The sequence below is a fragment of the Hyphomicrobium sp. CS1BSMeth3 genome, assembly GCF_900117415.1.
GTDB lineage: Bacteria > Pseudomonadota > Alphaproteobacteria > Rhizobiales > Hyphomicrobiaceae.
This window is the reverse complement of sequence record NZ_FPEI01000005.1, coordinates 52666-70958: the sequence shown is the minus strand read 5'-3', so window position 1 is coordinate 70958 and position 18293 is coordinate 52666. Positions and strand designations below refer to the sequence as shown.

Annotated in this window: 16 protein-coding genes, 1 tRNA gene and 2 pseudogenes; 15 read left to right on the top strand and 4 right to left on the bottom strand. The window is 64.8% G+C overall.

The features are described from left to right. The first annotated feature begins 4 nt into the window (after positions 1-4). The 3 genes and pseudogenes from CS1BSM3_RS09565 to CS1BSM3_RS28875 form a co-directional block, all read left to right on the top strand. Positions 5-1711: an MFS transporter gene (locus tag CS1BSM3_RS09565; RefSeq protein WP_143149133.1), complete on the top strand. Its 1707-nt coding sequence runs from the start codon at positions 5-7 to the stop codon at positions 1709-1711. Next, positions 1708-1938, top strand: coding sequence for a hypothetical protein (locus tag CS1BSM3_RS09560; RefSeq protein WP_072386833.1), 231 nt, complete (start codon positions 1708-1710; stop codon positions 1936-1938). The genes CS1BSM3_RS09565 and CS1BSM3_RS09560 overlap by 4 nt, the downstream gene beginning before the upstream one ends. Positions 1939-2039: 101 nt before the next feature. Then, positions 2040-2513: pseudogene (locus tag CS1BSM3_RS28875) on the top strand (recombinase family protein); the annotation flags it as partial. On the opposite strand, the gene CS1BSM3_RS28870 reads toward CS1BSM3_RS28875, so the two are convergent. Further along, complete coding sequence (locus CS1BSM3_RS28870) at positions 2514-2768, bottom strand: hypothetical protein (protein ID WP_348532895.1); 255 nt, start codon at positions 2766-2768, stop codon at positions 2514-2516. Here CS1BSM3_RS28870 and CS1BSM3_RS28865 point away from each other — a divergent pair. Further along, a pseudogene (locus tag CS1BSM3_RS28865) lies at positions 2679-3146 on the top strand (recombinase family protein); the annotation flags it as partial. The gene CS1BSM3_RS28870 and the pseudogene CS1BSM3_RS28865 sit on opposite strands and share 90 nt — an antisense overlap. A 558-nt stretch (positions 3147-3704) precedes the next feature. On the opposite strand, the gene CS1BSM3_RS09550 reads toward CS1BSM3_RS28865, so the two are convergent. Further along, positions 3705-3779 (bottom strand) — tRNA-Glu (locus CS1BSM3_RS09550). Positions 3780-3954: 175 nt separating this feature from the next. Between CS1BSM3_RS09550 and CS1BSM3_RS09545 the strand changes: the two genes are divergently transcribed. After that, positions 3955-5208 (top strand): RNA methyltransferase, encoded by a 1254-nt coding sequence (locus CS1BSM3_RS09545; RefSeq protein ID WP_072386832.1) that lies wholly within the window; start codon positions 3955-3957, stop codon positions 5206-5208. 149 nt (positions 5209-5357) lie between these two features. Next, a complete protein-coding gene (locus CS1BSM3_RS09540) occupies positions 5358-5969 on the top strand; it encodes a hypothetical protein (RefSeq protein WP_072386831.1) in 612 nt (203 codons plus the stop codon). An 85-nt stretch (positions 5970-6054) separates the two neighbouring features. Here the strand turns inward: CS1BSM3_RS09540 and dapD are convergent, their stop codons facing one another. Next, the gene (gene dapD, locus CS1BSM3_RS09535) at positions 6055-6897 is read right to left on the bottom strand and encodes a 2,3,4,5-tetrahydropyridine-2,6-dicarboxylate N-succinyltransferase (RefSeq protein ID WP_072386830.1); all 843 of its coding nucleotides are present in this window, start codon (positions 6895-6897) and stop codon (positions 6055-6057) included. A gap of 112 nt (positions 6898-7009) precedes the next feature. Beyond that, positions 7010-7177, bottom strand: a complete 168-nt coding sequence (locus CS1BSM3_RS28215) for a hypothetical protein (protein WP_174263665.1) — start codon at positions 7175-7177, stop codon at positions 7010-7012. A gap of 438 nt (positions 7178-7615) precedes the next feature. On the opposite strand from CS1BSM3_RS28215, the gene CS1BSM3_RS09530 reads away from it, so the two are divergent. The 9 genes from CS1BSM3_RS09530 to rseP all read left to right on the top strand — a co-directional run bounded on the left by CS1BSM3_RS09530 (position 7616) and on the right by rseP (position 18259). After that, positions 7616-7873: a hypothetical protein gene (locus CS1BSM3_RS09530; protein ID WP_072386829.1), complete on the top strand. Its 258-nt coding sequence runs from the start codon at positions 7616-7618 to the stop codon at positions 7871-7873. 281 nt (positions 7874-8154) lie between these two features. Further along, positions 8155-11628 (top strand): indolepyruvate ferredoxin oxidoreductase family protein, encoded by a 3474-nt coding sequence (locus CS1BSM3_RS09525; protein ID WP_072386828.1) that lies wholly within the window; start codon positions 8155-8157, stop codon positions 11626-11628. Positions 11629-11722: 94 nt separating this feature from the next. Further along, positions 11723-12379, top strand: a complete 657-nt coding sequence (locus CS1BSM3_RS09520) for a glutathione S-transferase family protein (RefSeq protein ID WP_072386827.1) — start codon at positions 11723-11725, stop codon at positions 12377-12379. 80 nt (positions 12380-12459) lie between these two features. After that, positions 12460-13200 (top strand): UMP kinase, encoded by a 741-nt coding sequence (pyrH, locus tag CS1BSM3_RS09515; protein ID WP_143149132.1) that lies wholly within the window; start codon positions 12460-12462, stop codon positions 13198-13200. A gap of 170 nt (positions 13201-13370) precedes the next feature. Then, positions 13371-13934: a ribosome recycling factor gene (gene frr / locus CS1BSM3_RS09510; protein WP_072386826.1), complete on the top strand. Its 564-nt coding sequence runs from the start codon at positions 13371-13373 to the stop codon at positions 13932-13934. 204 nt (positions 13935-14138) lie between these two features. Beyond that, positions 14139-14900, top strand: coding sequence for an isoprenyl transferase (locus tag CS1BSM3_RS09505; protein WP_072386825.1), 762 nt, complete (start codon positions 14139-14141; stop codon positions 14898-14900). Between the two features lie 43 nt (positions 14901-14943). Further along, positions 14944-15789: a phosphatidate cytidylyltransferase gene (locus CS1BSM3_RS09500; protein WP_174263664.1), complete on the top strand. Its 846-nt coding sequence runs from the start codon at positions 14944-14946 to the stop codon at positions 15787-15789. Positions 15790-15794: 5 nt separating this feature from the next. After that, positions 15795-17024: a 1-deoxy-D-xylulose-5-phosphate reductoisomerase gene (gene dxr / locus CS1BSM3_RS09495; protein ID WP_083528477.1), complete on the top strand. Its 1230-nt coding sequence runs from the start codon at positions 15795-15797 to the stop codon at positions 17022-17024. A 104-nt stretch (positions 17025-17128) separates the two neighbouring features. Continuing rightward, the gene (gene rseP, locus CS1BSM3_RS09490; protein ID WP_072386823.1) at positions 17129-18259 is read left to right on the top strand and encodes an RIP metalloprotease RseP; all 1131 of its coding nucleotides are present in this window, start codon (positions 17129-17131) and stop codon (positions 18257-18259) included. Positions 18260-18293: the final 34 nt, after the last annotated feature.

The following is an 18293-nucleotide window of genomic DNA, read 5'->3' as shown; positions in this document are numbered from 1 at the left end:
CCGCATGACAACAGCAATGGGACTGTCCCGCGATCCGTATTTCCATGTCTCCTATGGCTTCACCATCGATCCGGACGACGAGCTGCCGCGCATCCTGAGCAGGCCAAAGGATCAGGACGATGAAGCAAACCATGGCTCGCGCACGTGGTATCTCATCGCCACGGTACTGCTGCCGTTCGCGACCGGCTACTATCTCGGTTATCTCTTTCGCACCATCAATGCGCTGATCTCCGGCGCGCTCGTCAGCGAGTTCGGGCTATCCGCCGCCGATCTTGGCGTTCTCACAGCCACCCTGTTCCTGACCTTCGGCGCCATTCAACTTCCGCTCGGCGCATGGCTCGATCGCTTCGGACCGCGCCGCGTGCAAGCCGTTCTGCTTACCATCGCGGCAATCGGCGCTGCCGTCTTTGCCCATGCGCACACCCTTGCCGGACTGATCGTCGGGAGAGCGTTGATCGGTCTCGGCGTCGCCGGCGCACTCATGGCTGGCCTAAAGGCTCTCGTGCTGTGGTTCCCTGCCGAACGGATCGCACTCGCGAACGGCTGGCTCATTACGCTGGGCGCGCTCGGCGCCGTCACGGCGACAGCGCCGGCCGAGATGCTGATCGCGTCGATCGGATGGCGCGGCCTGTTCCTGCTCCTGGCGATCCTATCCGCAATCGCGGCACTTCTGATCCTGCGGTTCGTGCCGGAACGTCCCGCACGAGGACGAGGTGAAGCGATCTCTTCCGGAATGAGCATCCGAGCGATCTATCGGGATGCTCGGTTCTGGCGCATCGCACCACTCTCGGCGACCACGATTGGCTCGGCCTGGGCACTACAGAGCCTGTGGGCCGGGCCGTGGCTCGCTGAGGTCGAAGGGTTACCGCGCCACGACGTCGTCATGCACCTCCTGCTAATGGCGATCGCGCTGAGTGCGTCCGCGCTCATTCTCGGGACTGCCGGCGATCGGCTTCGCCGGCGCGGCGTTTCTCTTACTGCAACCTTCGGGTTTGCGACCGGCCTCGCCATGCTGGCGCAGCTCGCCCTGATCCTGCGCTGGCCAATTCCGGCCTGGCTTCCGTGGGTCGCGATCGCTGGCATGGGGGCCGGCACTGTCCTGAGCTACGCCATCGTGACGGAGTTCTTCCCGAAATCGGCATCCGGTCGTGCCAACGGCGCGCTCAACCTTCTGCACATCGGCAGTGCATTCGCAGTGCAGGTGACCGTCGGCTTTATAGTCGAACTCTGGCCCGTCGAAGCCGGCCGCCATCCGCCCATGGCGTATCAGATCGCACTCGGCACTAGCCTCGCGCTGCAAGTCGCCGCGTTCCTGTGGTTCCTGCGACCGCGGCGGCGTGCGGTCTTTGCCAAAAACCTGCCAGCCCATCCGATACATGCGCTCGCCGCGACGCTCGGCGTACCGTGCGCGGAAGCTGTGCCCTATCTTCGGGCACGTCAGGATTGGCGGTCCCGACAAGTGGTCGCACAACGCCAGGTATCGGCGTGGCGTTCGACGGCACTGCTGTCGGTCGTGATCATGGCTGCGATCGGATCGACACTTCTGTTCCCGGCATCGACCGCAACAACGACCTCGGACGCACAGCTCACATCTTACGAAAGTCGCACAGTGGTCGCGGCGCATATCCTGCCAGTAAATCTAATCGCTCATCTGCTGCCCATCGATTCACAGTCCAGCCGCCACTCTTGGAGCCGCCAGGGGCCTCCATGAGTCCGGACACGCCAGAGGACGCTGAACCAGAGGGTGGTCACAAACCGTCGAACGACGCGGACACGAGCGACCCTCGAGGTCCGAATGATCCCGTCGTCAGCGATGATTTTGGCCCTGAGATCCCGATCACCCAGGGCGAGCTGGATGCAATCCAAACCTATCTCGGATCGGTGCTGCGCAAGCTATTCTCGCCGAAAAAGCCGGATGAACGCTCTGAGGATGTTTAGCCACAACCGCCGACTGGTTGTGTCATTGCACCCTTGTTCCGCCAGCATTCACGGTTAGCATTCGCTCCCGCGGTCCGACGAGCGCAAGGGAGTGAAGAAGCATGTTCGATCCTACAGGAAAGCGCGATGTGCGGCGGCTCGGCGCCGGTCAATTTGACTGGTCCGCAACCCTGGCATCGACGCCGCGCGCCGCCATCTATCTGCGCGTCTCGACTGGCCGGCAAGCCGAGAACGATCTCTCTATCCCCGATCAGAAAGCCCAGACCGAGGCGTGGTGCAAGGCGCGCAGTTGGACCGTCGTTGCCGAGTACGTCGAGCCGGGTGCCTCGGCCACCGACGACAAGCGACCCGAGTTCCAGCGCATGGTCGAGCGGGCATGCGATGGCGAGAACGCCTTCGACGTCATTGTCGTACACTCGTTCTCGCGCTTCTTCCGCGACGCCTTCGGGCTCGAGTTCTACGTGCGCAAGCTTGCCAAGCACGGCGTCAGGCTGGTCTCGATCACCCAGGAGCTCGGTGACGACCCAGCTCAGGTGATGATGCGGCAGGTCATCGCCCTGTTTGACGAGTATCAGTCAAAGGAAAATGCCAAGCACGTGCTGCGCTCCATGAAGGAGAACGCGCGCCAGGGCTATTGGAATGGCAACCGTCCGCCATTCGGCTACACGGCCGTCGAGGTCGAACGGCGCGGAAACCGGGTCAAGAAGAAGCTCGCCATCGATCCCGTCGAAGCCGAGACGGTGCGATTGATCTTCCGCCTCTTCTTGGTGGGCGACGAGGATTCCGGCCCGATGGGCGTCAAATCCATCGTCGTCTGGCTCAATGAGCATGGCTATCGCACGCGAGGCGGCTCCACCTGGGCGATTGGCCCGGTGCATGCCCTCCTAAGCAACCCCGTCTACAGCGGGCGGATGCGGTTCAATCGGCACGAGGCGCGCAGCGGCCGGCGCAAGAGCGAAGCCGAGCAGGTATTTGCCGAGGTGCCGGCGATCGTCGAGCCGCAGGTGTTCGAGCAGGTTCAGAGCTTCCTCAAGGAACGCAATCCCCGCGTCACCCCTCCGCGGATGGTGAGCGGCCCCGTCCTGCTCACGGGTCTTGCAGTCTGCGCCAGTTGCCACGGCGCCATGACCCTACGCACCGGCACGTCCAAGACCGGCAATGTGTACCGTTATTACTCCTGCTCGACCTGCGCCCGGCACGGCAAGTCGGTGTGCAAGGGGCGCTCGATCCGCATGGACAAGCTAGACACCATCGTGGTCGACCAGTTGGTCGATCGGCTGCTCGATCCGCCCCGCCTCACGGCCATGCTGGCCTCGCTCGGCAGCGAGCTGGCGACAAAGGAGAAAGCCGTCAACACACGGATCGTCGCTCTGGAGCGTGAGGCCCATGAGGCCGGCGAGCGGCTGCGCCGTCTCTACCAGGCTATCGAGGACGGCGTCGCCGAAATGGACGATATCCTCAAGGACCGCATCACGGCATTGAAGCTGGATCGAGACCGCGTTCAGGAAGCTTTGGCGCGCGCCAGAGTCGGCGCCCGCCCCTCCGTCGAGGTCAGCCAGATCGTCGTCGAACAGTTCGGCGCGACCATGCGGGAGAACCTGACCACCGGCGAGGTCCCCTTCCGGAAAGCCTATCTCGGCTCACTCGTCGACCGGATCGAGGTGGACGATCACGCTGTCCGCATCATCGGCCGAAAAGACGTGCTGAAACAGGCAGTTCTGGCGAAAGGCGGTCCCATTCCTGGGGTTCGCAGTTTTGTTCGCAAATGGCGCCCCGTAGGGGAATCGAACCCCTGTTTTCAACGTGAGAGGCTGACGTCCTAACCGCTAGACGAACGGGGCAGCGCTCGCCGCACCGTATAGGGGACCCTCGGCCCGCAATCAAGGCCGTTCTGGCGCCTGGCCCGCGCGGGCACGGGACGATCCCGCCGCGAGGAGCTATAAGCTCGGCCCAAAGCTGCCGAGGCGGCACAGCCGGCGCCGTGCCCCGCAGCGGATCGAGTGGAGAAAAAGCCCTTTGCCTGTCGGTGTTGTCATTGAAGTGCGCGGCGGAAGGCCCGTGCCGGTGCTGGCTCCGGCAGGGAGGCCGGTTGCCGAAATTGTCGCGGCCGTCCATGAGCAGACCATCGACCAGGGCCTCGCGGCGCTGGCCATCGAGGGTCTGGACCGCACGACGCTGGAGCCGGTCCTCGTCTATTGCGCGGAGCTCAAATGTGAGGGGGACGATGCAACCTGTCCCGGCTGCAAGCGCCGGACGGACGTGGACGGCATCTCGTCGCTCGATGCCCTGGCGCGGCGTCACCGCGAGATCGTTATCGGTGATGGCGGGCTGAGGATCGAGGGGCCGGGAGAGGGGATCGCCGAGGTGCCGTCGCTCGAGGCTCTGGCGCGCAACTGGGCAGGCGAGAGCTACTGGTTCTGGGCGCGCCGCGTCATCCGCAAGCTGAGACACGGCATACGCCGCGCCCACATCAAAGGATCGGCCTTCGCGGGGGGCGCGGCGCCCGCCGTGCTGCTCATGGAACCCCAGCTTGCCGACAACATCGGCATGGTGGCGCGCGCGATGGCCAATACCGGTCTCGACGAGCTGCGTCTGATCGCGCCGCGCGATGGCTGGCCGAACGAGAAGGCGCGGATCGCGGCCTCGGGCGCGAACTATGTCGTCGATGACGGCGTGGCGCATGGCACGCTTTCGGAAGCAATCAGCGACCTCAACTGGGTGGCGGCCACGACCGCGCGTCAGCGCGACCTGAGGAAGCCCGTTCTGACGCCCGAGCAGCTCGTGCTCGAGATGCGGCGACGAATCGCCGAGGGACAGCGGTGCGGCATTCTGTTCGGTCGCGAGCGCAATGGTCTCGAGACGGACGAAGTGGCGGTCTGCGATGCGGTTGTGATGATTCCCGTGAACGCGCGATTCGCCTCGCTCAATCTGGCGCAGGCGGTGCTGCTCATCGGCTACGAGTGGATGCGTCAGCACGAGCGTGCGAGCCTTGGTCGCGTTACCGACTACGAGACGCCGCTGACGCCCGGACTCTACGTCGGGGCGACGCGTCCGGCGACCAAGGACGAGCTGCTCGGGCTCTATGAGCACCTCGAGAGAGAGCTTGAACGGCTTGGATTTTTTAATCCGCCGGAAAAACGCCAGACAATGGTGCGTAACATCAGATCCATGCTTGCCCGGATGGAGGCGACCGAGCAAGAAGTGCGCACGCTGAGAGGCATTGTAGCCGCTTTGGCACAGGGCAAAGGGCGAGCGCGAAAGACGCCATAAGTTTGCCCAACTTGCAGCCGAGCGATGCGCTTCGCTATGGGGGCGGATCCCGGCGGCTGCGCCGCACGGGATGATCGGCAGCGCTGCTGCAACTGCGAAGCGGACGTTCGCGCGCGTGCTACGGCTATCGAGGGGCTGAGGTGATGAGAATGGCTTCGACGACGTTGAAAAGTGCGCTTGCCGGCATGGTCGCGCTCGCGGGGCTGGCATCGGGCGCCGAAGCCCAGACGCAGGGGAAGCTCAGCGACAAGTCCGTGAACACGCTGATGGAGTATGCGTGGCAGATTCTGCCGCACAAGTTCACGACCCCGGACGGCAAGGTCATCGAGGTCGACAAGTCGAAACGGGACGGAAACATCGTGCCCGTGGAGAGCGGGCGCGAGATTATCCGCGTCGCCTATACCTCGGCTCAGGCTCAAATCTGCGAGATGTGGGAAGAGCAGCAGGCGAACTACGACACGCTGATGCGCCGCGAGCTGATCAAGAAGAAGTGGACCGATCAGCAGATCCTGTACATCACGACCCTGCACCGCATGACCATTCATGCCGTCGCGGGCAAGATGAGGGTCGAGGAGAAGGAAGGCGAGCTCAAGGTCTTCCTCGAGCCCATCAAGCCGGGCGAGGGCAAGTGCACCGACGAGCAGCGGACGAAGATCCGCGAGGCGATCATCGCCTATGTGGACCTGGATGCCCCGAAGGAAGCAGCGGCAGGGCAGAAGGCGCCGCCCGCTGCACCCGCTGCCGCGCCGAAGAAGAAGTAGTTTCCCAGCCTCATGTGAGGATCGAGAAATTCGCCGCACCGCGCGCCACGGCAGCGAGGTGCGGCGAACTTCGACATCTGGACGCTTAGTCCCGCAGCAGATCGTTGATGCTCGTCTTGGAGCGCGTCTGCGCGTCCACGGTCTTGACGATCACCGCGCAGTAGAGGCCCGGGCCCGCCATTCCGTTCGGCAGCGGTAGGCCCGGCAGCGTCCCCGGCACGACGACCGAGTAGGGCGGCACCTTGCCGATATGGATCTGGCCGGTGCTGCGGTCGACGATCTTGGTCGTCGCCGAGATGAACACGCCCATCGAGAGCACCGAGCCCTCGCCGACGATCACGCCCTCGACGACTTCCGAGCGCGCGCCGACGAAACAGTTGTCCTCGATGATGACTGGATTCGCCTGGAGCGGTTCGAGCACGCCGCCGATGCCGACGCCGCCCGAGAGATGGACGTCCTTGCCGATCTGGGCACACGAGCCGACCGTGGCCCAGGTATCGACCATGGTGCGCTCGCCGACGTAGGCGCCAAGATTGACGAACGACGGCATGAGCACGACGTTCGGGGCGACATAGGCGCCGCGGCGCACGACGGCACCAGGCACGGCCCGGAATGCAGCCTTCTTGAAATCATCTGGGCCCATGCCGGCGAACTTGGACGGCACCTTGTCCCACCAGCTTGCGCCGCCGGGGGCGCCGGAGATCATCCCCATGTCGTTCAGTCGGAACGACAGCAGGACGGCCTTCTTGAGCCACTGGTTGACGACCCAGTCCTCGCCCTTCTTCTCGGCAGTGCGCGCCGTGCCCTTGTCCAGCATGTCGAGTGCGGTCTCGACGGCATCGCGCACGGCCCCCTTGGTCTGGGCATTGACGCCGTCGCGTGCCTCCCAGGCTGCATCGATCGTGGCTTGCAGGTCGGCGGTCGACATGGTGGGCGCTCCTCGGAAAGCTGTTGAATAGGGTCGGCCGCTTTTGGCGTGGTGCTGGCGCGCATGTCAATTGCTTCGAGCATCCGGGGCTGACCCTGCGTGGGCCGAAGGCTCAGCCGCAATGCTGGAATAGGGCCCGGGCCGCTTCCGGGGCGCCAGCCAAGGGATACGCCGCGGCGCCATCCTCGACCCGCACTTCCAGGGTCTTGCCGGTGGTCAGCAGTCGCTTGAGCTTGTCGTCGAGACGGACCCGGCCATTGAGGACGAAAAGGTCGTCCATCTCCAGGCGCTGGCCGACCGTTGGAATGCCGATCTCGATGCCGCTTGCCGCGAGTACGACCGTGACCCTGACGCCGGTCTTGGCCTTGACCGGCTCGTGCTCGAGGCTGAAGCGGAGGGGCTCGCCTTTTTCGCGTACACGAGAAGCTCAGTGGTCCGTAGCCGCTCTGGGGAATGCCGTAGATGAGGGAGGCGCCCTGCTCATCGTTGCTGCCGAACCACCTCGGCTCGTCGGAGGCCTTCGCCGCGATGACGAAGGTGCTTAGTACGATCCCCGCTGCTGCTATCCGCATGAGCACTTCCAATCCTCCGTCTCGCGTCCTCGCGCGCCCAAAAAACAGATAGTGGAAACGATCGTAGGCCATTACGTGACTCAGCAAATTCGTTTACTGATGGAGTCGTGAATGGTCCCGTTTGCTGATCCCTGGAGGGAACTGAAATGGCAGTGAAAGCGAAGGGCGAGAGCACCAGCAGCAAGGCGGCCGCCGCGGCGGCCAAGGTTCTGAAAGATCCCAAAGCGAGCAAGGACGCCAAGACAGCGGCAGCCTCGACGCTGACTCAGAGCAAGAGCAGCGAAGTCACGAGCGCCAAAGCCGCGAGCGCAGCAGCGAAGGTTCTGAAGGACCCGAAGGCGAGCAAAGAGGCCAAGACGGCGGCAGCGTCGGCACTGACGCAACGCCCCGGCAAGAAGAAATGACACGCGCCCTCCTGGGCGATGACGAGAGAGAGGCCGCCGGGATGCTCGGCGGCTTTTCGTTTTGCACCGCGTCACGGGGAAACGATCGACAGTATTGCACCCGCAGCAGGCCGTTCGACCTTGAATGCACGCCAGTGGATTGCGATGTTTGATCAAGACCAGATACTATGTCAGCATTGTTGACCAATGCGTCGCCTGTTCGTGGGCGATGCGTACGAATTCACCCGCTGGCGCCGCGTCGCGCTGGCAGGACGAGGCCGCTGCCCGAGAGGTGATCTCCGATGGTCAAGAGCAGCCCCACGCTCGATGACAAATTCGATCTGAATGATACCCATCAGCTTCTGACGGGCGCGCAGGCAATCGTCCGCCTCGTCATGATGCAGCAGGTCCGCGACAAGCAGGCGGGGCTCAACACGGGTGGCTATGTGAGCGGCTACCGCGGCTCGCCCATTGCCGGCCTCGAAGGCGCCATGCTGCGCACGCGCAAGCTGCTCGCCAAGCACAACGTGGTCTTCAATGCGGGCCTGAACGAGGACATTGCCGCGACCGCCATCTGGGGTACCCAGCAGGCCGAGATGCGCGGCGACGGCAAGTACGACGGCGTATTCGGCATCTGGTACGGCAAGGGGCCCGGCGTCGATCGCACGGGCGACGTCTTCCGCCATGCCAATCATGCGGGCACGTCCAAGAACGGCGGCGTGCTGGCGCTCCTCGGCGACGACCACACCTGCGAAAGCTCGACCTCGGCGCACCAGTCCGAGTTCGCGATGCTCGATGCGATGATCCCGGTGCTCAACCCGGCGGGCGTGCAGGAGATCCTCGACTACGGCCTCCTCGGCATCGCGCTCTCGCGCTTCGCCGGCGTCTGGGTCGGCATCAAGTGCGTCAAGGACAACATCGAGTCGACCGCGACCGTGGATGGCCGCCTCGATCGCGTGCAGGTGAAGATCCCCGACGACTTCGTGATGCCGCCGGGCGGCCTCAATATCCGCGTCGGCGATCAGGCGCTCGACAAGGAAGCCCGCCTCCACGACTACAAGCGCACCGCGATCCTCGCCTTCGCCCGCGCCAACAAGCTGGACCGCATCGTCACCAGCGGCGGCCCCGATCCCAAGATCGGCATCATCACGACCGGCAAGAGCTACCTCGATGTCCGCGCGGCCATGGAGGAGCTCGGCATCGACGAGATCAAGGCCAATCAGCTCGGCCTGCGCCTCTACAAGGTGGGTATGCCCTGGCCGCTCGAGGCCGAGGGCGTCAAGAAGTTCGCCGAAGGCCTCGACCTCATTCTCGTCGTCGAGGAGAAGCGCTCGCTGATCGAGACGCAGGTCAAGGAGCAGCTCTACGACCTGCCGAACCGCCCGCGCGTGCTCGGCAAGAAGGACGAGAACGAGCAGTGGCTCTTCCCGGCTAAGGGCGCGCTGGAGCCGACCGAGATCGCGCTCGCGCTCGGCGAGCGCATGATCCGCGGCGGCCGGTGCGACGAGGGCATTCGCGCGCGCGTCGACGAGGGGAAGAAGATCCGCGGCAACAAGGCGCTGAGCGCCGAGGCCGCGACCCGCATTCCCTATTTCTGCCCAGGCTGCCCGCACAACTCGTCGACCGTCGTACCGGAAGGCTCGCGCGCCTATGCCGGCATCGGCTGCCATTACATGGCGCAGTGGATGGACCGGAAGACCGAAGGCTGGACCCATATGGGCGGGGAGGGCGCGAACTGGGTCGGCGAGGCGCCGTTCTCAAAGCGCAAGCACGTCTTCCAGAACCTCGGCGACGGCACGTACATGCACTCGGGCAGCCTCGCGATCCGCGCGGCCGTCGCGACGAACACCAACATCACCTACAAGATCCTCTACAACGATGCAGTCGCCATGACCGGCGGCCAATCGCTCGAGAGCGGCACGACGGTCGGGCGCATCGCGGCGCAGGTTCTTGCTGAAGGCGTGAAGAAGCTCGTTGTCGTGACGGACGAGCCGCACAAATATCCGTCCGGCTTCCTGCCTGCCGGCACGCCCGTTTTCCATCGTCGCGATCTCATGAAGGTCCAGAAGGACCTCGCTGAGATCGAGGGCGTCACGGCGCTCATCTACGACCAGACCTGCGCGGCCGAGAAGCGGCGCCGCCGTAAGCGCGGCGCGTTCCCTGATCCGGTCAAGCGGGCCTTCATCAATCCGGCCGTCTGTGAAGGTTGCGGCGATTGCGGCGTGAAGTCGAACTGCGTCGCGATCGTGCCGCACGAGACCGAGCTTGGCACCAAGCGTGCCATCGATCAGTCGACCTGCAACAAGGATTTCTCCTGCATCAACGGCTTCTGCCCGAGCTTCGTGACCGTGCATGGCGCGGTGCCGCGGAAGCCCAAGGGTGCGGCCGGCGATGGTGGCCTCGCGACCATGCTTGCGAGCCTGCCCGAGCCCAAGCAGCCGGGCCTCGACAAGCCCTATACGATCATCGTCACCGGCGTTGGCGGCACGGGTGTCGTTACGATCTCGGCGGTGCTCGGCCAGGCGGCGCACCTCGACGGCAAGGGCTTCGGCTCGATCGACATGACGGGCCTCGCGCAGAAGGGCGGCGCCGTTGCCTGCCACATCCGCGTGGCGAAGTCGGCCGATGACATCCACGCGATCCGCATCGGCACGGCAGCGAGCGACCTCGTCATTGGCTGCGATCTGGTCGTGACGGCTTCGAACAAGGTGCTCGAGACCATCCGGCCGGATCACACGGCCGTCGTTGCTTCGACGTACGAAATGCCGGTCGCGGACTTCACGCGCAACCCCGATCTCAAGGTCCCCGGTGCCGCGCTGCTGCGCGCGATCGAGGAGCGCGTTCGCAAGGGTGACCTCCATAAGCTCGATGCGCACGAGCTGGCGGTGAGGCTCTTTGCGGATTCGATTGCCTCCAACATGTTCATGCTCGGCTATGCCTACCAGCTCGGTAAAGTGCCGGTCAGCGCCGAGGCCATCGAGAAGGCCATCGAGCTCAATGGTGCGGCCATCGAGATGAACCGCTCGGCCTTCCGTTTCGGCCGGCTTGCCGCGCACGACATGAAGGCCATCGAGCGCATTGTGAAGCCGCGGACGGCCAAGACGGCGCCGACGCTCGCCGATATCACGGCGACGCGCGTCATGTACCTCACCGACTACCAGGACGCAGCGTACGCGAAGCGCTTCAGCGACATGGTCGATCGGATCGCCAAGCTCGAAGCGGAAAAGCAGCCGGGATCGACCGCCCTCGCCGAGGCGGTGGCCTGGGGCTACTACAAGCTGCTCTCCTACAAGGACGAGTACGAGGTCGGGCGGCTGCAGTCCGACGGCCGGCTCGAGCAGGCGATCAAGGACGCCTTCGACGGCAACCACAAGCTCGAGTTCCACCTCGCGCCGCCGGCCTTCGCGTGGTTCTTCCGGGACAAGGTCACCGGACACCCGAGGAAGATCAGCCTCGGCGCATGGATGATGCCGGTCTTCCGCCTGCTCGCGAAGGGCAAGAAGCTGCGTGGCACGCGCTGGGATCTCTTCGGCATGACGGCTGAGCGTAAGCTCGAGCGGCAGATGATCCTCGACTACGAGGCCGTGCTCGGCGAGATCGAGCGGCGCCTCTCCAAGGAGACGCACGCGACCGCCATTGCCCTCGCGCGGCTCCCTGAGGAGATCCGCGGCTTCGGCCACGTCAAGCTCGCCAACTATGAGAAGGCCAAGCGCAAGGAGGCGTCTCTGCTCGCCATGCTGCGCGACCCCAAGCCGGCGCGTGTTGCGGCCGAGTAGGGAAAGGCATTCCAATATTTCAGGCGTGGCCGCTTCACCATTGTCGCGCGGCGTGCCAAAAGCATGGAGACTTTCTCCACATAGAGGGACCTCCATGCTCAAGATCTACGGGCTCTACCGCTCGCGCGCGACGCGCAATATCTGGCTCTGCGACGAGCTTGGCGTGCCGTACGAGCTCGTGCCGGTCATCCAGGCCAATCGTCTTGGGACCCCGGGTGCGGCAGGCATCTCGCTCAATACGAAGTCGCCCGAGTTTCTCAAGCTCAACCCGAACGGCCATATCCCGTCCATCGACGATGGCGGGCTGGTCCTGCACGAATCGCTCGGCATCAACCTGTACCTCGCCAAGAAGCACGGCGGGCCCCTCGCGCCGGCCAACCTGGCCGAGGACGGCCAGATGACAACGTGGACGGCCTGGGCGCTCACCGAGATCGAGCCTCAGAGCATCCAGGTCCTCTATCACCGCGTCGCCAAGCCCGTGGCGGAGCGTGACCCCAAGATCGCCGACGCCGCCGTCGAGGCGCTCAAGGCGCCCTTCGCGGTGCTCGACAAGGCGCTGGCGGCGACCGGATATGTCGTCGGCGGACGCTTCACCGTCACCGACATCAATCTCGCCGAGTGCGTGCGCTATGCCATGGCCGCGCCCGAGCTGTTCGAGGCCAATCCCAACGTCAAGGCCTGGCTCGCCAAGGTGCAGGCACGTCCGGCCTTCAAGGCGATGATGGCCAAGCGCGAGCTCGAGCCGGCGTAATCGGGCCCAGGCTCTTCTCGGCGCTTGACGATCGTGCCGGGCAGCGGCATTCGATGCCGGACGTCGGCGGACAGAGGAGGATGGCGGTGAGCGGAACCACGAGCGGACCACGCTACAAGCGCATTCTCCTCAAGCTGTCCGGCGAGGCCCTCATGGGCAAAGGCGGCTACGGCATCGACATCGGCGTCTGCCAGGCGCTTGCCGCCGACATCAAGCAGGCGGTTGATACGGGCGTCGAGGTCGCTGTCGTGATCGGCGGGGGCAACATCTTCCGCGGTCTCGCAGGTGCGGCGAAAGGCATGGACCGGGCCGCCGCCGACTACATGGGCATGCTGGCGACGGTCATGAACGCGCTCGCCTTCCAGAATGCGCTCGAGCAGGCTGAGGTGGATGCGCGCGTGATGTCGGCAATCCCGATGCCGACCGTGTGCGAATCCTACGTGCGCAGCAAGGCACTGCATCATCTCCAGGAGGGGCGGGTGGTGATCTTCGCGGCCGGCACCGGCAATCCGTTCTTCACGACCGATACGACGGCCGCGCTGCGCGCCATCGAGACGGAATGCGAGGTCCTGGCCAAGGCCACCCAGGTGGACGGGGTCTATTCGGCGGATCCGAAGAAGGATCCGAATGCGAAACGCTACGACCGGCTGAGCTACGACGAGGTCCTGACGCGCAATCTCAAGGTCATGGACGGCGCCGCCATTGCCCTTGCCCGCGACAACGATCTTCCGGTAATTGTGTTCTCGATCGAGGAAAGCGGTAATCTCCTAAAAATGTTGAGAGGCGAGGCCCGCTCGACCCTCGTCACGACATCGCCGTGAGGCGGAGGCGTCGCGTCGGCATTAGCTGGCGCGTTGGACTGGCAGCAGGCGCTGCGTCCCCCGCACGAACGCAACGGTGGCCCGCGCCATGGCCGGCGCTCGATTAACGCGTTTCCGAGCCCGTCGGCCGCATGTGTACGGGCAGCGCAGCAGTCTTGGAGGCTGAAACAATGACAGCGGCGAGCTTCGATATGAACGATCTCGAGCGCCGCATGCGCGGCGTGATCGAGAGCCTGAAGCGCGAGTTCGGCGGTCTTCGGACCGGCCGCGCCTCGGCGAACCTTCTCGATCCCGTGGTGGTCACGGTCTACGGCGCGAAGATGCCCCTCAACCAGGTCGCGACCGTATCCGTTTCCGATGCGCGCACGATCTCCGTCCAGGTCTGGGACAAGAGCCAGGTCGGCGCCGTCGACAAGGCCATCCGCGAGGCGAACCTCGGCCTCAATCCGATCGTCGACGGCACGCTCCTCCGCCTCCCCGTACCGGCCCTCAATGCCGAGCGGCGCCAGGAGCTGGTGAAGCTCGGCCACAAGTATGCCGAGCACGCCCGCGTCGGCGTGCGCAACGTGCGCCGTGACGGCATGGACGTCCTCAAGAAGCTCGAGAAGGATCACAAGATCAGCGAGGACGAGCAGCGCAAGAGTTCGACGAAAGTACAGGAGCTGACCGATCGTCTGATCAAGGACATCGATCAAATGCTGGCGGCTAAGGAAGTCGAGATTAAGCAGGTTTGACGGACCTTGCGGCCGCCAAAAGCCGGCTGCCCTATGACCGAATTCCCAAGACCCTGGCCGCGGGGCCGCCATGATCATGCCAAGGCGCGAGATCAACATCCTTGACCGCGGACTACAGGTTCGCGCACAAACCGCTTTTACCCGATCGGCAAGCGTGTCACGCCGACGGGGCACCAATACAATATGGGGGCGCAATAAAGGCCAGTGAGCCAGCGCAGCCAACAGCTTGGCCTAGTCGGCAGCGGCCCGGCGCTGCCGCGTCACGTCGCCATCATCATGGATGGCAACGGGCGCTGGGCCAATAGGCGTGGCCTGCCGCGCAGGCTCGGACACCGGATGGGCGTCGAGGCCGTCAAGCGCACGGTCAGGGCTGCCATCGAGCTGAAGATCCCCTATCTCACCCTGTTCAGCTTCTCGTCGGAAAACTGGGCGCGGCCGGCGAGCGAGATCGATGACCTGATGGGGCTCCTGAAGCGCTTCATCAGGAGCGACCTCCAGGAGCTGCATCAGGCGGGCGTCGCCATCCGCGTGATCGGGGAGCGCGGCCGCGTCGATTCTGAGCTACTGTCGCTCATTGACGAGGCCCAGGCGCTGACCCGCAATAATCAGGCGCTGACACTGGTGATCGCCTTCAACTATGGTGCCAGAGCCGAGATCGCGGCTGCTGCACGGCGCCTTGCAGAGCGCGCCCGTTGCGGCGAGATCGATCCCGCGGCGATCACGGAGACCACGCTGGCGCAGGAGCTCCATACGTCCGGCGTTCCCGACCCCGATCTGCTGATCCGCACGAGCGGCGAGCAGCGACTCTCGAATTTCCTGCTTTGGCAGGCGGCCTATGCGGAGCTTGTGTTCATGGACGTGAAGTGGCCTGATTTCGGGCGTGAGCAGCTCCTCGAGGCCGTCTCGATCTTCCAGGCGCGTGACCGGCGCTACGGGGGGCTGGCGAAGGAGGTGCTCGGCTCATGATCGAGAACACCAAGACGCCGCCGGATTCCCAGAGGATGCCGGCGTGACAGACGGCGGGACGCCCAGGGCTCCAGCCCCCATGCGGGATCTCGGTCAGCGCATTGCCTCTGCGGCGGCGTTGGCTTTCGTCGTGCTTGCGGCCTTGTGGGTGGGCGGGCTGACGTTCGCGACCATGGTCGGCGCGATCGGCGTCGTCGTCGCTTGGGAGTGGGGCCGGATCGTTCGCCAGGCGGGCGTCGATGCGATCATGATCATCCAGGCCATCGCGGTCGCGGCCGGTGTCCTGCTCGCGGCTAAAGGCCTCGCTGGGCTCGGCTTCATCGCGGTGGTGGTCGCAGCGATCATCTCGGCCCTGCTGGCGTTCGGAGAGCGCGGGCATATGGCGGCTCTCGGTGCGCTCTACGCAGGGCTTCCGGCGGTCGCTCTGGTCTGGCTGAACCGCGGAGACGCAGCGGGCTTCCTGGCAGTGCTCTTTCTGCTGCTGACGGTTTGGGCCACGGATACAGGCGCTTACTTCGCAGGGCGCCTGATCGGCGGACACAGGCTGATGCCGAGCGTATCGCCGAACAAGACCTGGAGCGGTCTCGCGGGCGGCATCGTCGCGGGCGGTCTGGTCGGGCTTGTTTTCGCCCTCGCACGGCCGGAGCTATCCGCCCGGCACATGATCATTGCGGGGGCGCTGCTTGCCGTCGTGTCGCAGGCGGGTGATTTGCTGGAATCCGCGCTGAAACGCGAGTATGGGGTGAAGGACGCAAGCGCACTGATCCCCGGCCATGGCGGCTTCATGGACCGCATTGATGGTCTCGCGGCAGCCGTGATCGCCGCCGCCATCTTCGCCATTGCGGTCGATATCCAGGCGCCGGCGCGCGCGCTACTCGGATTGAATTGAGCGCTATGCAAGAGGTATCGGTCATTGCCCCGGGAGCGGCACCCCTGGCGTTCGGGCGCGAGGGGCGGCCCCGCCGCATCAGCATTCTCGGCGCGACCGGGTCGGTCGGCACCAGCACGCTCGACCTGATCGCCCGCCATGGCGATGCCTTTGAGATCGACGTCCTCACGGCCCAGACGAATGTGGCGGCTCTTGCGGAGCTCGCGCTGAGGCACCGCGCGCGAATGGCGGTCATCGGAAGCGAGCTCGGCTATGCGGAGCTGAAAGCGCGGCTTGCCGGCAGCGGGACCGAGGTTGCGGCCGGGCCGGCAGCACTCATCGAGGCAGCGTCGCGCCCGGTCGATTGCGTCATGGCTGCGATCGTCGGCGCGGCTGGCCTCAGGCCGACTTTCGCGGCAGCCCGTGCCGCCCGGCGCGTGGCGCTTGCCAACAAGGAATGCCTGGTCTCGGCAGGCACTGTTTTCATGTCCGCAATCAAGGAGGCCGGTGCCGAGCTGCTGCCGGTCGATTCGGAGCATTCCGCCGTCCACCAGTCCATCGCAGACACGGATCCCCGATTTATCGAGCGGATTGTCCTGACGGGCTCGGGAGGGCCGTTCCGAACGTGGAACGCCGAGCAGATGGCTGCCGCCACGCCCGAGCAGGCGGCGCGCCACCCGAACTTCTCGATGGGCCGCAAGATCACCGTCGACTCGGCGACGCTCATGAACAAGTGCCTCGAGCTGATCGAGGCCTTTCACCTCTTCCCGGTTGCCGTCGACCAGCTTTCTGTCGTCGTGCATCCGCAACAGATCGTGCATGGCTTCGTGGAGTTTACCGACGGCTCGGTGATTGCCCAGATGGGTACGCCCGATATGCGCACGCCGATCGCCTCGAGCCTCGCGTGGCCGGCGCGCATGTCGGCGCCCGCGACCCGGCTCGACCTCGTCAGGCTCGGGTCCCTGACCTTCGAGGCGCCGGATGAGCAGCGCTTTCCGGCCCTCGGTCTCGCCCGGCGCACACTGGAGCTCGGTGGGACTGCCGGCGCCATCCTCAATGCCGCCAACGAGGTCGCCGTCGACGCATTTCTAGAGCGCCAGATCCCGTTCCCGGCCATTGCCGCCCTCGCAGGCGCCGCTCTCGATGAGGGCGTGCGGACGGGGCGGGTGTGTGAGCCCGCCTGCCTTGATGATGTCATCGCAGCGGACGAAGAAGGCCGCGCGCTGGCACGCGGCTTGCTACGACGGTATAGTTAGCTCAAAGTTAACCCGGCCGAGGCGGTGAAACCCTCTGCCGGCCGTCCCTATGAGCCCGGCATGGGCTTGATCCAGAAAGAATATTGGGAGCATCACCCTTGGACATGATTTGGAGTTTCCTGTCCGTCCTGCTGCCGTTCCTCTTTGTTCTGACGGTTGTCGTTTTCGTCCACGAGCTGGGGCACTTCCTGGTGGCCCGTTGGTGCGGCGTGAAAGTGCAGGCGTTTTCAATTGGCTTCGGTCGCGAGATCTGGGGCTTCAACGACCGGTATGGAACCCGCTGGCGCCTCGCCTGGATTCCCCTCGGCGGCTACGTGAAGTTCGTCGATGACGAGAATGGGGCCAGCGTACCATCCCGTGACGCCCTCCAGCGCATGAGCGCGGACGAGCGTCAGGGCGCCTTCCAATCCAAATCGCTCGGCCAGCGTGCCGCGATCGTGGCTGCAGGACCGATTGCCAACTTCTTGCTTGCGATAACGATTTTCGCCGGCATCTTTGCAATCGTCGGTGTGCAGATCACGCTCGCGAAGATCGACGAGGTCATTGCCGACGGCCCCGCGGCACGGGCTGGATTCCAGCCCGGCGACATCATCGTCGCCATCGACGGGCGCCGCATCCAGAGCTTCCAGGAAATGCAGCGCATCGTCTCGACGAGCGCGGACCAGGCGCTCAAGTTCGACGTCGAGCGCGGTGGGCTGCGTCTGACGCTGACGGCGACCCCCGATCGGCGTGAGCACGAGGACCGCTTCGGTAACAAGATTCGGATCGGCGTGATCGGGATCCGCCGGACGACTCAGGCGCAGGACATGGAGTTCCAGCGTCACGGCGTGCTCGAGTCGATCGTTCTGGGTGTCCGGGAGACTCAGTTCGTCATCAGCAGGACGCTCGGCTACCTCAAGGACGTTGTCCTCGGTCGTGAGGCGGCCGATCAGCTCGGTGGGCCCATCCGGATCGCCGAAGTTTCCGGCCAGGTTGCCAGCAACGGTTTCATCCCATTGCTGAATCTGACTGCCATCCTGTCGGTCAGTATCGGCCTGCTCAACCTCTTCCCGATCCCGCTTTTGGACGGTGGTCACCTGTTGTTCTACCTGATGGAAGCGATTCGCCGTAAGCCGCTGAGCGAGCGTACGCAGGAGATCGGATTCAGGATCGGACTGAGCTTGGTGCTTATGCTGATGATTTACGCGACGTTCAACGATCTTCCGATCGTGCGGAAATGGATCGGCCTGGGGTGAATTCGGGGCGGTGCTGTATTCTTGCCACTTCCCT

Excerpts from the sequence above, each read along its gene's own strand:
- CS1BSM3_RS09565 (WP_143149133.1), top strand. The coding sequence starts at position 5 with ATGACAACAGCAATGGGACTGTCCCGCGATCCGTATTTCCATGTCTCC.
- CS1BSM3_RS09560 (WP_072386833.1), top strand. The coding sequence starts at position 1,708 with ATGAGTCCGGACACGCCAGAGGACGCTGAACCAGAGGGTGGTCACAAA.
- CS1BSM3_RS28870 (WP_348532895.1), bottom strand. The coding sequence starts at position 2,768 with ATGCTCATTGAGCCAGACGACGATGGATTTGACGCCCATCGGGCCGGA.
- CS1BSM3_RS09540 (WP_072386831.1), top strand. The coding sequence starts at position 5,358 with ATGGCTTCGACGACGTTGAAAAGTGCGCTTGCCGGCATGGTCGCGCTC.
- dapD (WP_072386830.1), bottom strand. The coding sequence starts at position 6,897 with ATGTCGACCGCCGACCTGCAAGCCACGATCGATGCAGCCTGGGAGGCA.
- CS1BSM3_RS28215 (WP_174263665.1), bottom strand. The coding sequence starts at position 7,177 with ATGGACGACCTTTTCGTCCTCAATGGCCGGGTCCGTCTCGACGACAAG.
- CS1BSM3_RS09530 (WP_072386829.1), top strand. The coding sequence starts at position 7,616 with ATGGCAGTGAAAGCGAAGGGCGAGAGCACCAGCAGCAAGGCGGCCGCC.
- CS1BSM3_RS09525 (WP_072386828.1), top strand. The coding sequence starts at position 8,155 with ATGGTCAAGAGCAGCCCCACGCTCGATGACAAATTCGATCTGAATGAT.
- CS1BSM3_RS09520 (WP_072386827.1), top strand. The coding sequence starts at position 11,723 with ATGCTCAAGATCTACGGGCTCTACCGCTCGCGCGCGACGCGCAATATC.
- pyrH (WP_143149132.1), top strand. The coding sequence starts at position 12,460 with ATGGCGGTGAGCGGAACCACGAGCGGACCACGCTACAAGCGCATTCTC.
- frr (WP_072386826.1), top strand. The coding sequence starts at position 13,371 with ATGACAGCGGCGAGCTTCGATATGAACGATCTCGAGCGCCGCATGCGC.
- dxr (WP_083528477.1), top strand. The coding sequence starts at position 15,795 with ATGCAAGAGGTATCGGTCATTGCCCCGGGAGCGGCACCCCTGGCGTTC.
- rseP (WP_072386823.1), top strand. The coding sequence starts at position 17,129 with ATGATTTGGAGTTTCCTGTCCGTCCTGCTGCCGTTCCTCTTTGTTCTG.